We start from the raw sequence: 15,413 nt of genomic DNA, 5'->3' as shown, positions 1-15,413 counted from the left end.
CGCCCTTTCCGAAGTTGGTAGAGAATCCGTCAGGTTACGTGGTTCGACCGGTTGTAGACGTTGAATTTGCCGGTCGGTGCAAACAGCCCCTTCACGCGGCCAATCTCTTCCAGCGTCTTGGCGTCGTAGATCACGATCTCACCGTTCGCTTCCTTCGAGGTCGAGCGGTTCCACTTGGAAACCCAAACCTCGGAACCGTCCTGGTTGAACTCGAAGTGGACTGCGACGTTGCCTTCCTCTTCTGTGATCTGGATCGTTTTCACGATCTCACCGGTTGCCTTGTCAATGACCTGCACCGATTGCTGAACCTCAGGCTCAGGGTGCTTGGTCTGGTCGGCCCAGATATAGTCCGATTCCGGGTGTGTCCGAATGAACAGACCGGGTCCGTCGGTTTCCACCTCGTAGCAGACTTTCCAGGCGTCATCCGGACGACCTTCGGGGTCGTTGCCCCACACGGTGACAGTGCCTTCGCCCAAGTGGGTCGTACCGGCAACCGGGCCACAATTCGGGTCTTCCCAGTTGGCGCCCGGGCCGGGGTGCGGCAGCGGCGCCGTGTCGATCATGGCTTCCAACTTGTGGGTTTCGGTATCGACCACAACCATCTTGTTCGACGCGTTCGCGGCGATCTGGAAGTAACGGCCGGTTGGATCAAAGAACCCGTCATGCAGGAACTTGGCGCTGTCGATCTTGTCGATCCGCAGGTTATCCAGATCGGAATAATCGACCTGCCACAGCTGGCCAAGTTCTTTCACAGCTACGATCCAGGTTGGCTCGTTCGGAGTGGTGTAGATCGCGGCAACACGCGCCTCTTCCACATAATCCCCGTCCACGTTGTAGCCTCGGGTCGAGACAACCTTCTTCGGTTCCATTGTTTCGGCATCGACGATCGCGAAATGCGGCGGCCAATAGGCCCCACCGATCACGTATTTACCATCACCAGAAACGGCCACGTCGCGAGCGTCATAGCCAATGGTGACCTCGGCCACGAGCATATTCTCAGGGTTCTGCCACAGATCGATCTTGGTCATCTTGCCGTCGCGGCCCATGGTGTACCAGAAGCGGCCAGGGTTTTCCGGCTCTTCCAGTTTATGGTGCTCAGACGCTTTCAGAACGTGCACGGCATAGCCTGTCGGAATATGCGCCAGCACTTCCTTGGTGTCGCCGTCGATCACAGCCACCTTGCCTACGTCACGTTCGATAACCACAAAGAAGTTTTCCCAGTTTCGGCCGTGCAGTGGCTCGCTTGGGTAATCTTCGGGTTCGACATAGACCTTACGGGTCGCCATCATTTGCTCAAGTGACATTTCCGGCGGCTTGGGTGGCTCCATCTGGATATAGGTCGCCATATTGCTGATCTCGTCCTCAGACATAACGTCCGAGAAGTTGTTCATCCCGCCTTCGGTGCCCCAAGCGATAATTTTTTCGAGCCGTTCCTGTCCTAGTTTGAGGGTGCCGGATTCGGTCACGGTGCCGTCGGCGTTTTTCGTTTCCACCAATGGTTCAAGGCTTTTGCCCGTCGCCCCTTTGCGCAACACGCCGTGACAGCCAGCGCAGCGTTCAAAGTACAATTGTTTTGACGATTCAAAGGCGTCCTTATCAAGGGTTGGCTCTTCGGCGAGTGTCGGAGCAGCGACGCTGCCCAGCAGCATCGCCAAACCGACCCCAAAGGCACGGCCAGTTTTTTTGTAGCTGATTCCAAGTGACATGATCACTCTCCATTTGCTGGTGAGGCAGGGCTAAGGTTGGCCCACCGAAGCCTTCGGCTCCTTGACGAAAGTCAACGGGTGGGGCGTAAACCGGGGTAGAGATGCAAAAATTCACCCAAAAAACCTCAGAAAATCTGTGTTTTAGAGGCATGTTTTCCGCCGTTTTGATTTTGGTTAAGTGCCGCGGACAAGCAGGCTGCTAGGGCTTGGAAAAACGACCTAGGAGAGCAGCCATGCCCGCAGTCATCACCCGTATTTTTGGTGAGGGGTTCCGCGTATTCTTTCTGTCCGCCGGGCTGTATGGCCTTTTTGTCGGACTAGTCTGGGGATTGTGGCTGACGGTGCCTTACATGGTGCCGGATTACGGCATGACGCCGCCGATGTGGCATGCGCATGAGATGATCTTTGGCTATGCCACCGCGGCGCTGGGCGGGTTCTTCTTGACGGCGGTGCCAAACTGGACCGGTGCACCTGACGCGCGCGCGCGGTTCATCGCCCTTGCGGTAGGGATATGGCTGGCAGGCCGGATGGCAATGTGGTTTTCCGGGATGTTGCCGCCGGTTATGGTTGCCGTGATCGACCTTGCGTTTGTTCCGATCCTTGCAGCCAAGATAGCGACGCAGTTGATCCGCCGGCCGAAACCGCAGAACATGATTTTCCTACTGTTGCTCAGCCTGATCTGGATCGCGGACTTGCTGACTCATTTTGAGTGGATCGGGCTGACGGATGACACGTTACAATCCGGGCTGCGGATGAGTTTGCTGACGCTCTGCGCGATGATTGCCATCCTGGGCGGAAGGATCACGCCGGCCTTTACCCGCAACGCCATGAAACGCGCCGGGGTGTCTGAGGCTGACTGGCCCGTTTCCGTCGCTGCGCTGAACAAAGCAGTTATGGGGTTGTCGCTTATCCTGCCGCTCAGCGTTTTGGCATCAGGCGATTGGGGTGCTGCAGGCGTAGTTGCGCTGGTGTTGGGCGTGGTGCAAATCCTGCGCATGGCTCGGTGGCGGACAATTTGGGCTGCGCGTGAACCGATCCTGCTGGCGCTGCATCTGGGGTTGGGCATGCTGGCACTGGGTCTGATCCTGTGGGGGTTGGCGGTTCTGGGCATTGGCAATGAGGTTGCCGCACTGCATGTCCTTGGTATCGGTTGCGTAGGTGGCATGACATTGGCCGTCATGAGCCGCGCCGCGCTTGGACATAGCGGTCGCGCGCTGGTAGCGCCTGGACCTATGGTTGTGGCCTATGGATTGATGGCGGCGGCGGCGTTGTCGCGCTGGATCGGTGCCGAGTTGGAAGCAGGCTATCTGGTTGCGATGCTGTTGTCGGACGGTTTGTGGGTCACCGCCTTTGCGCTTTACCTGATCTCGATGTGGCCTGCTTTGACCGGCCCGCGCGCGACGCGGAGCTAGGCACCTCGTCGTTCCAAGAGGCCAATGTCACTCGATCAACGGTCGGCTGTTCTTGATATGACGTTGCACCATGTTCCGAACCTGCTTGCCTTTCGTAGGAATCGGACGGGCGGATGGTGGGACGAAACCCTCTGTGGCCAGCGCGGGAAACAGCTCCAGCACTTCTGCCCGCGCCTTGGGCGGCACAGTCCTAAGGGCCTCGGAGCCGGCAAACAGACTTTCGGATGGGGCGCCTTCGGCAAAGACGATCTCATGCTGTTCGAAGAGCATGTGATAATATTCGACCGATTCCGCGCCTTCCTCGACGGATACTCCAGAAATGCCGACCAGCGAGTGTGCAGCCACAAGGATTTCGCTGGTTTCGAACATACGGATCGCAACAGTTGATCGCACCAGCATGCGATGCTGTGGAGATACCAGCAAGTCCCGCTGCGGCAGCCCGCTGCGATTCGGATGGGTCGGAGCTTGGGCTTTTCTGACAGCTCCTGGCCGGTCAATGCGCGTGCGCCGATCCAGCGAATACGCTGCGGACCCCTGTCCATCGTCACCACCTCATCCCCGACCGCGAGCGCTTCGATAGGGCGCATGCCATCTGGCGTCTCGATCAGTGTTCCAGCGGTGAAACAAGGCACATCAACGATGGATGTGGGGTCGGATGTATCCGGCGCATTGTAAGGTGTGACGTTTACAATAGTCATCGAGTAAACGGTGCCGGGTTCCAAAGGCTCAGACGTTATGAAGCCTGCCAGAGTACCCTCTACCTCGACCCGGAAGACGGTAATGGTGCCGCCATCCGGATCCGTCAGGATATAGGATTCCTCGAGGTATATATCGCCGCTTAGAAATGTGCTGGACCCCTTTAGGTTGGTGACCGTACCGGTTTGCGTTAAGTCATCCCCGTTTTCGTCGCTATTGTAGTCACCGTTGAAAACGGTGCCGGTATCGGGGAGAGTTGGCTCCCCTGGACGGGACAGAATGTTCCCGCCTGCGGCATCTTCGACATTGAATACCCGCCGGTCGGTGCTTGGGTCGAAATCGGTGTCCAAAATTACCCGGTCTGGCCCCGCAGTTATGACCGAAATGACGTCGGGATCATATTCAATGTAGGAATAGATTGCCATTTGTACTCACTATCTCTTGTCACGCGCGCTATTCGTTTCAGCCAGTGCTTTTGGCACGAAAATCTTCATTCAGGGGCATTTTTCAGCAACAATCGCTACTCAATCCCCTTGTTTCAAGGCAATACCACGGCACTTTTTTGAATTCATGAACGCGGCTGTTTTTTTGCCATAGCGCAACAATTCTCCAGTCTTGACTTTCGTTAAGGCACTGCACCGGCCCCACCTGCATGCTGATCTTCACAAGCTAATCTGCGCAAAGGAGAGCGCGATGCGAGAAGTCATGACCAAGAGCATGGCCCGCAATATTTTCTATGGCGGATCACTGTTCTTTATTCTTATCTTTCTGGCTTTGTCGGCCCATTCCCACTGGTACATCGTGAATTCCGAGAATGCCGCGAATCTTGATGACAGCGTGGTGCGGGGCAAACACGTCTGGGAAAAACACGCCTGTATCAATTGTCACACGATCCTGGGTGAAGGGGCTTATTTTGCCCCAGAGGTCGGCAACGTGATGACCCGGTGGGATGTTCTGAATGATCCGGAATCAGCCTTTGATGCCCTCAAGGGATGGATGGAAGCACAGCCCACAGGCATTCCCGGTCGTCGGCAGATGCCCAATTTCAACCTTAGCGACGAAGAAATCCGTGATCTGACCAACTTCCTGATCTGGACGGACAATATCGACGCTCAGGACTGGCCGCCCAACGAGGCCGGCTGAGGAAGGGAACAGAGTAATGAAATACGAATCCCAAAAAATTGCTTATGCCTACTTTGCCGTAGCGATGGGCCTTTTCGCGATCCAGGTAATCGGCGGTCTGATCGCCGGCTGGATTTATGTGTCGCCTAATTTCCTGAGCGAGCTTCTGCCGTTCAACATTGTGCGGATGCTACATACAAATGCGCTGATCGTCTGGTTGATCCTGGGCTTCTTCGGCGCGGCGTACTTCCTGATCCCGGAAGAGGCAGAGCGTGAAATACATTCGCCCATGCTGGCATATCTGCAGCTGATCATTCTGGTGGTCGGTACACTGGGCGTGGTTTTGACCTATACGTTCAACCTGTTCGAAGGAAACTGGCTGCTGGGCAAAGAGGGGCGCGAGTTCCTTGAGCAACCCAAATGGGTCAAGGCCGGCATCGTCGTGGCCGCACTGATCTTCCTTTACAACGTGTCGATGACGGTTCTGAAGGGCAAGAAGACCGCGATCACCAACATCTTGCTGCTGGGTCTTTGGGGGCTGGCGCTGCTGTTCCTGTTTGCCTTCTACAACCCTGGCAACCTGTCCTTGGACAAGCAGTACTGGTGGTATGTTGTCCACCTGTGGGTCGAAGGTGTGTGGGAACTGATCATGGCCTCGATCCTTGCCTACCTGATGCTGAAGCTTACCGGTGTTGACCGTGAGGTGGTCGAGAAATGGCTTTATGTCATCGTCGCGGCCGCGTTGTTCTCGGGCATCCTTGGAACTGGGCACCACTACTATTGGATCGGGACACCCGCGTACTGGCAGTGGATCGGTTCGATCTTCTCGAGCCTCGAAGTGATCCCGTTCTTCGCGATGATGGCCTTTGCTTTCGTCATGGTCTGGAAGGGCCGTCGGGACCATCCCAACAAGGCCGCGCTTTTGTGGTCGCTTGGCTGTGCCACGCTGGCCTTCTTTGGCGCCGGGGTATGGGGCTTCCTGCACACGCTGCACGGGGTGAACTACTATACCCACGGTACGCAGATCACCGCAGCCCACGGTCACCTGGCCTTTTACGGTGCCTATGTCTGCCTAAACCTGGCGATCTTCAGCTATGCCATGCCGATCCTCAAAAACCGCGATCCGTACAATCAGGTGATGAACATGGGGTCGTTCTGGCTGATGACCAGCGGCATGGTCTTCATGACCTTTGTGCTGACTTTCGGCGGAACCGTGCAGACGCACATGCAGCGCGTGGTCGGAGACTACTTCATGGACGTGCAAGACCAGATCGCGATCTTCTACTGGATGCGCTTTGGCTCTGGCGTCGTGGTGGTCCTTGGTGCGCTGTTGTTCATCTACTCGGTCTGGGTGCCTCGCAAAGAGATCATCGAGCCGGGCGCAGCTGAAACCCCAGCGGAGTGATGCAAATGGATGGCTCCATTCAAATGGGAACGGGGGCGGCTGACGCCCCCTTCTACCTGCCCCAAAGCGATGAATGCGATGTGTTCACCGCCGCCTATGCCAACAACTTGCCGGTCCTGCTGAAAGGTCCGACAGGCTGCGGAAAAACCCGCTTTGTGGCTCATATGGCCGCCCGTCTTGGCCGCCCGCTTTATACCGTTGCCTGCCACGATGATCTGGCCGCCGCTGACCTGATCGGGCGCTACCTGCTGAAGGGCGGAGAGACCGTCTGGGTTGATGGCCCCTTGACCCGCGCGGTGCGCGAAGGTGCAATCTGCTATCTCGACGAGGTGGTCGAGGCCCGCAAGGACGTAACTGTCGTATTGCACCCGCTGACCGACGACCGACGCATCCTGCCGATTGACCGCACCGGCGAAGAGCTTGAGGCTGCCCCCGGTTTCATGCTGGTCGCCTCATACAATCCCGGATACCAGAATATACTGAAAACCCTGAAACCCTCGACCCGCCAGCGGTTCATCTCGCTGGAGTTCGACTTTCCGTCGCCTCAGATGGAGGCCGAAGTCGTTGCGCAGGAAAGCGGTCTGCCGCTGGAACGCTGCAAGCCGTTGGTGCGCCTTGCAGGCAAACTGCGCGGGCTCAAGGGTCAGGATCTTGAGGAAGGCGTTTCCACCCGTCTGGTCGTCTATGCCGCGACGCTGATCGCGCAGGGCATGTCGACCGACCGCGCCATTCTTGCCGCAATGATCGAACCTCTGACTGATGACGAGGATATCAAACGCGGGCTCCTCGATCTTGTCACGGCTGTCTTTGGGTGAGGCCGGCCGATGGTCAAGATCGACTTTGAGCCATGGGAACCCGAAGAAACGATCGGGAAACTGTGGCACACCCTTGCCAGCCGTCTCGATGCACCTCAGGTGCATGATGGAGCCGCGGTCGACCTGTCACAGGTCGCGGGGCGGCTGGCCGTCCTCTTCCGAGGGCTTGGGGGTAGTCCGGGCGTTGAATTACGCCCGGTCTCACCCGAGGTTTCACACCACCGCCTAAGTTGGCGCCGCCGTTTGGGGGCCGAGGTGGAAATGATGCCGCGCGCCTCGTTTGATGGTGAAGTGCTGCGCTTGCCCGACCGTCTGGCGGTTTTTCCAGTGCGCGAGGCAAACGGCGCATTGTATATCTGGCTGGCAGCAGCAGCCGCGCATGCCGGAACACGAATTGACGAAGATGACCCGCTGCGCGCCGATTTGCGAGCGCTGATCGCTGCGCAAAGCATGGTCGAGGCGACATTGGAAGGCGCCCCGGGCCTTCGCCCGCTTTACACCGAGCTTTGCAAAGGTGTTCTGCTTCAACGCGACACTCCCAACCTTCCGCCTGTCGAGGCGGCTGTCGAAGAGCTGATCCGGCACAGTCTGGGTGATCGCGCCGAATTGTCGGAGCAGGCCGAAAACCTTTTGGCGATGGACGATGAACTGAACGCACCGCGGGGCTATCAACCGATGCGCCCGGTCCCACTGTGGCCCGATCTGCGCGCGGTTGGCTTTTCCGAACATAACGAGGTCGAAAACCCTGATACCGAGGGTCCGCCCGAAGAATCCGGCGAGAAAACTCACCGTGCCCGCCGTCGCAAATCCGATCAGGCGTCCCGCAGCGACAGCTTTATCCTACACAAGTTCGAAGCCATCCTCAGCTGGGCTGAGTTTCTAAACATCAATCGCCGTATCGATGACGATGATCCCGACAACGCCAAAAAGGCTGCCGACGACCAAGAAGAGATTGGCCTTGGACAAATCTCAAAAGCCCCGCCCACCAAGCTGAAACTGCATCTGGACCTCGCCCCTGAGGATGTGAACCGAGAGCGTTTGTCGGGCCGTATCCTCTATCCCGAATGGGATGTGCGTACGGGTCGGTATCTGCCCGATCACGTCAATGTTCTGCTCTCGGATGCAGATATCCGCGAAGACGCGGCCGAGTTTGGCAAGGACCCAGCCACCGCCCGCCGTATCCGCGCGGTCAAGCGCCAGTTCGAGGCGTTGCGCCCCGGTCGTGTCATGACGCGCGGCCATCTGGATGGCGACCAACTGGATATCGAGGCCGCCGTACGGGCACAGGTTGATCGCTGCGCAAATGGTGAAGGAACCGAGCGTATCTGGATGCAATCCCGTCCCGAGGCGCGCGACCTTGCCGTCTCGATCCTGCTGGATGTCAGCCGCTCCACTGAAAGCGCCGTCACAGGACGGGCCGTGATCGACATCGCGCGCGAGGCACTCGCCGCGCTCGCCTGGGGCCTGAACGCCTGTGGTGACGATTTCGCCATCCACGCCTTCAGTTCGCTAAAACGCCAGCGCGTCTACGTCCAGCGCTGCAAACGCTTTGATGAGCCGATGGGTACGACCGTCGAACAGCGCATCGCGTCGCTGCGGCCGGGCCACTACACGCGGCTTGGGGCCGCGATCCGTCATTGCTCGGCGGATCTAGCAGGTCAAACCCGAAAGCGGCGATTGCTGCTGGTCATCACCGATGGCAAGCCTAACGATCTGGACCATTACGAGGGGCGCCATGGTATCGAAGATACCTGCATGGCCGTCCGCGAGGCGCGCCGCGCCGGGCATTCGGTGTTCGGTGTGACCATCGACAAAACCGGCAAAAGCTGGTTCCCGCGAATGTTCGGACAAGGTGGGTTTGCGGTCATCCCCGACCCGCACCGCCTGACCATGGCGCTGCCGCAGATCTACCGCCAATTGGTCGGCGCATGAGCGATACCTCCCTGATCGACGAGCTTCCAGGTGAGTTGTTGATGTGGGTGCTCATCATCTCGGAGTTGTTGGTATTCGGGGCAGGCTTGATCGCCTTCATGGCCGTTCGCCTGACCGACCCTGCGGGCTTTGCCGAGGCGCAGTCGCATCTTTATCGCACGGGTGCGGCCTTCAATACAGCCGTGCTGGTCACGTCAGGTTACCTCGCCGCGCAGGCGCTGAACTGGCGCAAGGTGGCACGCCGTGGTGCCGCGCGTCTTGCCTTGATCGGTGCTGCCCTGCTGGGAGTAATGTTCCTGATCATCAAAGGGGTCGAGTACACGGGAAAAGCGGCGCAGGGGATTACGTTTGAGACCCACCCGTTTTTCATGTTCTACTACCTGCTGACCGGGTTTCACGCAGCACATGTGTTGGCAGGGGTGGGTATCCTGCTGCTCGTTGCCTGGCGCGACGATGCACGTAATATCGAGGCTGGCGCTCAGTTCTGGCACATGGTCGACCTGGTATGGATCATGCTGTTTCCCGTGATTTACCTTCTGGGATAGGCACCGTGTCACAGGCCTCATCTTTTTTCAAATGCGCCCGCCAGAGGCTCCCGAACTCACTCCCGCGTGCTTGGCTTACGTTGCTCGCGCTAAGCCTTGTTTCCGCATTGTTGACCATGCTGCCCGTACTACCGGAGCTTCTGGGCGCCGGTATCCTGATCCTCGCGCTGATCAAAGCCCGCGTTATCCTTGCATTGTACCTGGATCTCGCAAAAAGTCAGGTCTGGCTGCGCGGATTCACAGCGGTGCTGACCGGCTTTGTGCTCGTCATCTTTTCCCTCTACCGCATGTGACCAAAGAAAAAGCCGCCTTCAAGAGCGGCAAGTTCTCAGGTGCGATTGGGCACCATGGCTATTGAGCAGCCATCGGTATCCGCGCGATCTGGCAGCGGTGCCACAGGGCCAACAGGGCGCCGACCAAATGGTCGATATCCTCGTCCGTATGCACAGGCGAAGGGGTGATCCGCAAACGCTCGGTCCCTTTGGGCACGGTTGGGTAGTTGATCGGCTGGATATAGATACCGAACTCTTCCAACAGCGTATCCGAGATGAATTTGCATTTCACCGGATCGCCTACCATCACGGGGATGATATGGCTGGGGTTAGAAAGGTGAGGAATCCCTTCGGCATCCAGTCGGGCACGTACCTGCCCCACGCGTGCTTTTTGAAGATCACGTTCGGTATTCGACTGTTTCAAATGCCGGATCGAGGCCGCAGCACCAGCTGCAATCGCGGGGGGCAGGGCGGTCGTAAAGATGAACCCGCTGGCAAAACTGCGCACGAAATCGCACAGCGCAGCCGAAGCGGCGATGTAACCGCCAACCACGCCGAATGCTTTGCCCAGCGTGCCTTCGATCACGGTCAGCCGGTCCATCAGCCCCTCACGCTCGGCAATGCCACCGCCACGGGGGCCGTAAAGACCAACGGCGTGAACTTCATCCAGATAAGTCATCGCGCCGTATTTGTCGGCCAAATCGCAGATACCCTTGATCGGAGCGATGTCGCCATCCATCGAATAGACAGATTCAAACGCGATCATCTTGGGCGCGTTGGGGGCGGCCGCGGCCAGTTTCGCCTCTAGGTCTTCAAGGTCGTTGTGCTTCCAGATGACCTTTTGCGCGCGCGAATGGCGGATGCCTTCGATCATCGACGCGTGATTCAACGCATCAGAGAAAACGATCAGGCCGGGGATTTTGGCCGCCAGAGTTCCAAGCGCGGCCCAGTTCGAGACATAGCCCGAAGTGAACAGCAGCGCGGCCTCTTTCCCGTGCAGATCGGCCAGTTCATTTTCCAGCAGCACGTGGTCATGTGTTGTGCCCGAGATGTTGCGCGTGCCACCCGCACCTGCACCGCAGCGATCCAGTGCGTCATGCATCGCACCAATCACCTCCGAATGCTGCCCCATGCCCAAATAGTCGTTGGAACACCAGATACGCACATCTCGCTGCACCGCTCCATCAGTCTGGCGCGCGTTCGGGAAGGCCCCGCAGTTCCGTTGCAGATCTATGAAAACGCGATAGTTTCCTTCATCCCGCAAATCATCAAGGCTCTGGGTGAAAAATCGCTGGTAGTCCATCTCACACACTCCCGGGAATACTGGCTTTGACCTAAGGTTAGGCATGGTGGCGGTGCGATGACATGACAATTGTCAAGTTGTGGCGCAGGAAAAAGCTGGTGCAGAGGATTCAGGTTTGGCATAGCCATAAGGCAACGAATGTACCGGCTGAGAGATTGGCCAGGGAAAAAGGGGGCACTTCTTGGCCCATGAAACACAAAAGGCAATCGCCAGACAGTCGCTATTGCTGAAAAGCCTGCCAGAGCACCAAATCGACAAACTGCTCAGCCATGCGATCTGGCGGCGCTACGACCGGGGTGAGACGATCTTTCTGCAGGAGGAAGAGGCCAAGGCCGTACACGTGGTTCTGGCGGGTTGGGTCAAGCTGTTTCGCATGGCGCCGACTGGGGCCGAGGCCGTCGTCAGCGTCTTTACCCGTGGCGAAAGCTTTGGTGAGGCGGTCGCGCTGCGCAATGTGCCTTACCCAGTCTCTGCTGAGGCTGTTTCGGCCTGCGAAATCATGCATTTTCCCAGCCCACTTCTTTTGTCCCTGATGCGCGAAGACCCTGAGATTGGCGTGTCGATCCTGGCATCGACCTTTACCCATTTGCATTCACTGGTCGCGCAGCTAGAGCAGCTCAAGGCTCAGACCGGCGCACAGAGGGTGGCCGAGTTTCTGCTGAACCTGTCCGACAAGGTGTCTGGCGGCTGCGAAGTCGAGCTGCCTTACGATAAAATGCTGATTGCCGGGCGCTTGGGCATGAAACCCGAAAGTCTGAGCAGGGCGTTTTCGCGGCTCAAGCCGGTGGGTGTGAAGATCAATCGCAATCACGCCGAAATCGCGGATATCCAAAGACTTCGTGACTACGCCGAAAGCGACTCGTCCGAAAAGTAGCGCACATTCCGCTTCGGCTGGCTTATTTGCGCAGACATTTCGAGCTATTTGCTAGCGATTTTTTGCATATTTGTGTATAGTGCTGCCAGTTCTGCCGCGTATTTCGGCGGGGGGTGCAGCATGACACACGACCGCAACGGTGGCCCTGACAGGCCGCCCTTGGTTGCGCTCAGCGTCGCCAAGGTCGCTCTTTCGGTTCGGGCCAAGCTGCTGGTGGCTTTTCTAGGAATAACCGGTCTGCTGGTCTGTTTGGTGTTGTTTGGTCTATATGCCTTGCATCAGGCCAATCTGCGGTCCGAGACGATGATGCGCGATCAGGAGCGTATTGCGTTTTTTAATGACACCCACACGACGATCTCGAACCTGAACACACACCTACTGTCCTTGTTCGTTCCGCAGAATCTGAAAGACTTTCCTCGTCAGAACGGAGTTCTGGGGGCTTCTACGCGTTCGATACTTCACGTTTCGGCAGCACTAGAGCGAAACCTTGCCCTTGGTTTTCGCAGTTTCGGACAGCCCGGAATGCCGGATGCGCAGGCGATCGCGAACCTTCGATCTGACCTTCAGGACATTTTACCGGCAATCACTGAACTGCGCCGTCTGAACCGCGAAGGCGATCTGTTAGCCGCAGCGCAATACGGTATCGACCACATGTTCGAGCCGCTCCAAGCCATGCAGCGCGAGGCGTATACCGTGGCGCAGGATGTCGAACAGGAAGTGCGCGAACTGGCGCGGACAACAGAACGGGCATATTTGACTTCACGTCTAAGCATCACGGCTGCGGCGATCGCAGCGATTGGGATTGCCCTTTTGTTGGGATATTCGATTTCGTCGTCCCTGTTGTGGCCGATCGAACGCATCCATGCGGTGCTCAGCAAGCTGTCCCGGGGTGGGTTCGACAACCGGATTACGGTTCCCAATCGGGACGAACTGGGCGAGCTGGCAAACCACGTGAACCAGACCAGCGAAAAACTGGGTGCGCTTTACGGGCAAGTCGAAGTGCAAAAAGCCCAACTGGCCGATTTGAATGCAGCGTTGGAAACTCGGGTCGCCAACCAGATAGAAGAGATCGAGCGCACCAATCGTCTGAAACGTTTCTTGCCGGCGCAGGTGGCAGCGATGATTGTCGGCGCGACGGATGAGGCGGATGTCTTGAGAACCCGTAAGGCCGAGATCACAGTTCTTTTTGCTGATCTGCGCGGGTTCACGGCCTTCGCCACCGTTGCCAATGCGGATCAGGTTGTCTCGGCGCTCAACTCATTTCACGGCACTTGTGGACCGCTTGTCGAAGCCTGCGGGGGAACATTGGAACGGTTTCTTGGCGACGGTTTGATGGTTTTGTTCGGCGCGCCGGTGCCGCTGGATGATGCTGCGCAGCGAGCCGTTGATCTGGCCCAGAAAATGCAAGTGGATGTTCGAAAGGCGATGGTCCCATACAGGGCGGGTACAGCGCAGCATGGTCTTGGCCTCGGCATTGGGATCGCAACTGGCGCAGCAACCTTGGGTCGGATCGGTTTTGAGGGTCGTGTGGATTACTCGGCCATCGGGCCTGCGCCCAATCTGGCGGCACGCCTGTGTGAAATCGCCAAGGACGGTCAGGTGCTTGTCTCAAATGCAACTGCGCGACAGGTCCGGATAGATATGACCCCGGCGGGACCGTTCGATCTGAAAGGCATAGGAACCCGCGTTTCTGCCTATGAATTGGCGCGTCTGGTCGAAAGCCGGGCGGCGCCTCACGTTTGTGCCCCCTATCCCTGACAAATGCAGGGAGTTGCGCCCGTCGTAACTTCAAAAGGCGGGGTCCGGCGGTCATGTGCCAGCGATGAGAGCGCCTGCAATCTACAAGACTGAGCCAACCAAAACGGCTTCAGTGCGCACTCTGAAGACGGCCCAATGGGAACGGCAACTCACCCGACGCGTGGGTCAGCGAGTGTGTTTGACTTAAGGTGAGGGTGACGAACCGACTGTTTGCCGGGGCGCGGTCCTTTTCGTCCTACCTGGCGGATAACTGTCCCGCAAAGCGTTGATTTCGGATGTCGTCCGGGGATGTCTTGTAATGGGCGCGAAAGGCGCGCCCCAAAGCGACGGCAGAAGAAAACCCGGTGGCTGCCGAAATCTCTCGCTGCGACAAATCCGTTGTCCGAAGCAACGTGTCAGCCCGTTCCAGACGCAACTCTCTGTACGTTGTCAAAAGCTTTGTGCCGGTTCTGTTCAGGAACCGACGCTGCAACTGTCGGGTAGACGTACCCAGCATTAGCGCCAGATCCGAGATCCGCAATGGCTCCTCAAGATTATCACTCATCGTTTCGATGGCTCGGCGCACTTGTGGATCGGCCTCGGACCGTTGGAAAAGCCGGATTGCAATATGACTCTTGGTGGTCCTTTTAGGCTCGGACAGGCCGATGTATCCGCGCAGAGTGTCTGCGAGGTGCTCTCCGTGATCGATCGAAACGAAATTGGACAACAACCGTAATGCGCTTAACCGGGTCGATGCGCTGTGCAAACGGTTATCATAGGCCATGTGGATACCCGATCCATCTTCGATCAGTCCGATTTCCTGTGCTGCGGCCGTGAAGTTGGGGTGCACTGCGGCGACTGTTTTTTCTGCCCGCCCGATCTGAGCAAGGAGCAAAACAGCGCTGCCGACAAGTATTGTGCGCGACGACAGGTTCACAACCTGCGAGGTCCAGGATTTCTCAGAGCCATTCAACCGCCAGTTTTCGTGGATATCCCCCCAAAACAGTGCCGTTCGCCCAGACCAATACAGCGGCCCTTCGACCGGATCTTTAGCCAACCTGCGAATGTTGATGATGTAAGAATGATGTTCGACCAGCCTGTTCAAGGCATCAAAGAAATCCAGGACGATCTGTGCAGATGCTTCGGTGTCCTCGCCAGAGAGGACAACATCGACGTGATGATTTCTGTTGGGTGTTTGCCTGGCAACGCAGGCTTGCCGTGAACGGGCATTTTTGAGGACATAGTGTTTCATTGTTCCTCCACCTGATGGTCTTTGGATTTTCCCTTCGGGGCACCGCCCATTTCTTATGGCCGACCCCCATAATTTCGGGGGTCGGTCGTGAGTTTAAGCTCGCTTACTCTGCGGCTTCTTCGTAAGCGTCCATTGGGGGGCATGTGCAGATTAGGTTTCTGTCGCCATATGCGTTGTCGACGCGGTTTACGGGGGACCAGTATTTGTCGACGCCCATGGAGCCTGGGGGGAAGCAGGCCTGTTCGCGGCTGTAGGGCCTGTCCCAGTCGCCGACCAGATCGCGCACCGTGTGGGGGGCGTTTTTCAGCGGGTTGTTCTCCGCGTCGATCTTGCCGTCGATGA

The 15,413-nt window shown here is 57.7% G+C and carries 13 protein-coding genes and 1 pseudogene; 9 read left to right on the top strand and 5 right to left on the bottom strand.

Translation table 11 applies throughout. The annotated features are described in order from the left end of the window. Positions 1–29: 29 nt before the first annotated feature. Entirely contained in the window at positions 30–1,706 is a 1,677-nt protein-coding gene (locus tag RUA4292_RS08885; protein WP_058277288.1) for a cytochrome D1 domain-containing protein, read from the bottom strand. A 233-nt stretch (positions 1,707–1,939) separates the two neighbouring features. On the opposite strand from RUA4292_RS08885, the gene RUA4292_RS08880 reads away from it, so the two are divergent. Further along, positions 1,940–3,118 carry an NnrS family protein gene (locus RUA4292_RS08880; RefSeq protein ID WP_058277287.1) on the top strand — a complete coding sequence of 393 codons (1,179 nt, stop codon included), beginning with the start codon at positions 1,940–1,942 and terminating at the stop codon, positions 3,116–3,118. 27 nt (positions 3,119–3,145) lie between these two features. On the opposite strand, the pseudogene RUA4292_RS25255 reads toward RUA4292_RS08880, so the two are convergent. Then, a pseudogene (locus RUA4292_RS25255) lies at positions 3,146–3,705 on the bottom strand (Hint domain-containing protein). Between the two features lie 802 nt (positions 3,706–4,507). Between RUA4292_RS25255 and RUA4292_RS08870 the strand changes: the two are divergent. Genes RUA4292_RS08870 through RUA4292_RS25755 form a run of 6 tightly spaced genes read left to right on the top strand, consistent with a single transcriptional unit; the run spans position 4,508 to position 9,926 of the window. Further along, complete coding sequence (locus RUA4292_RS08870) at positions 4,508–4,957, top strand: c-type cytochrome (RefSeq protein ID WP_058277285.1); 450 nt, start codon at positions 4,508–4,510, stop codon at positions 4,955–4,957. Between the two features lie 16 nt (positions 4,958–4,973). Further along, positions 4,974–6,341 carry a cbb3-type cytochrome c oxidase subunit I gene (locus RUA4292_RS08865; RefSeq protein ID WP_058274912.1) on the top strand — a complete coding sequence of 456 codons (1,368 nt, stop codon included), beginning with the start codon at positions 4,974–4,976 and terminating at the stop codon, positions 6,339–6,341. Positions 6,342–6,346: 5 nt separating this feature from the next. Then, complete coding sequence (locus RUA4292_RS08860; RefSeq protein WP_108861896.1) at positions 6,347–7,156, top strand: CbbQ/NirQ/NorQ/GpvN family protein; 810 nt, start codon at positions 6,347–6,349, stop codon at positions 7,154–7,156. 9 nt (positions 7,157–7,165) lie between these two features. Then, positions 7,166–9,088: a nitric oxide reductase activation protein NorD gene (locus RUA4292_RS08855; protein WP_058277283.1), complete on the top strand. Its 1,923-nt coding sequence runs from the start codon at positions 7,166–7,168 to the stop codon at positions 9,086–9,088. Next, positions 9,085–9,633, top strand: coding sequence for a cytochrome c oxidase subunit 3 (locus tag RUA4292_RS08850; protein ID WP_058277282.1), 549 nt, complete (start codon positions 9,085–9,087; stop codon positions 9,631–9,633). Before RUA4292_RS08855 ends, RUA4292_RS08850 begins: the two co-directional genes overlap by 4 nt. Further along, complete coding sequence (locus RUA4292_RS25755; RefSeq protein WP_503167697.1) at positions 9,594–9,926, top strand: cytochrome C oxidase subunit IV family protein; 333 nt, start codon at positions 9,594–9,596, stop codon at positions 9,924–9,926. Before RUA4292_RS08850 ends, RUA4292_RS25755 begins: the two co-directional genes overlap by 40 nt. Positions 9,927–9,984: 58 nt before the next feature. Here RUA4292_RS25755 and hemA read toward each other — a convergent pair whose 3' ends face one another. After that, positions 9,985–11,208 carry a 5-aminolevulinate synthase gene (gene hemA / locus RUA4292_RS08840; protein WP_058277280.1) on the bottom strand — a complete coding sequence of 408 codons (1,224 nt, stop codon included), beginning with the start codon at positions 11,206–11,208 and terminating at the stop codon, positions 9,985–9,987. A gap of 181 nt (positions 11,209–11,389) precedes the next feature. On the opposite strand from hemA, the gene RUA4292_RS08835 reads away from it, so the two are divergent. Further along, complete coding sequence (locus tag RUA4292_RS08835) at positions 11,390–12,082, top strand: Crp/Fnr family transcriptional regulator (protein WP_058277279.1); 693 nt, start codon at positions 11,390–11,392, stop codon at positions 12,080–12,082. A gap of 120 nt (positions 12,083–12,202) precedes the next feature. Next, on the top strand, positions 12,203–13,840 hold the full coding sequence (locus RUA4292_RS08830; protein ID WP_058277278.1) for an adenylate/guanylate cyclase domain-containing protein: 1,638 nt from the start codon (positions 12,203–12,205) through the stop codon (positions 13,838–13,840). Positions 13,841–14,075: 235 nt separating this feature from the next. Here the strand turns inward: RUA4292_RS08830 and RUA4292_RS08825 are convergent, their stop codons facing one another. Both RUA4292_RS08825 and RUA4292_RS08820 read right to left on the bottom strand, forming a co-directional pair. Continuing rightward, positions 14,076–15,071, bottom strand: a complete 996-nt coding sequence (locus tag RUA4292_RS08825) for a helix-turn-helix domain-containing protein (RefSeq protein ID WP_058277277.1) — start codon at positions 15,069–15,071, stop codon at positions 14,076–14,078. Positions 15,072–15,174: 103 nt separating this feature from the next. Further along, positions 15,175–15,413, bottom strand: a 239-nt coding sequence (locus RUA4292_RS08820) for a hypothetical protein (protein ID WP_058277276.1), incomplete at its 5' end; no start/stop codon positions are given.

The sequence above is a fragment of the Ruegeria atlantica genome (genome assembly GCF_001458195.1).
In the GTDB taxonomy this organism is placed as follows: domain Bacteria; phylum Pseudomonadota; class Alphaproteobacteria; order Rhodobacterales; family Rhodobacteraceae; genus Ruegeria; species Ruegeria atlantica.
This window is presented reverse-complemented; position numbering and strand designations above follow the sequence as displayed.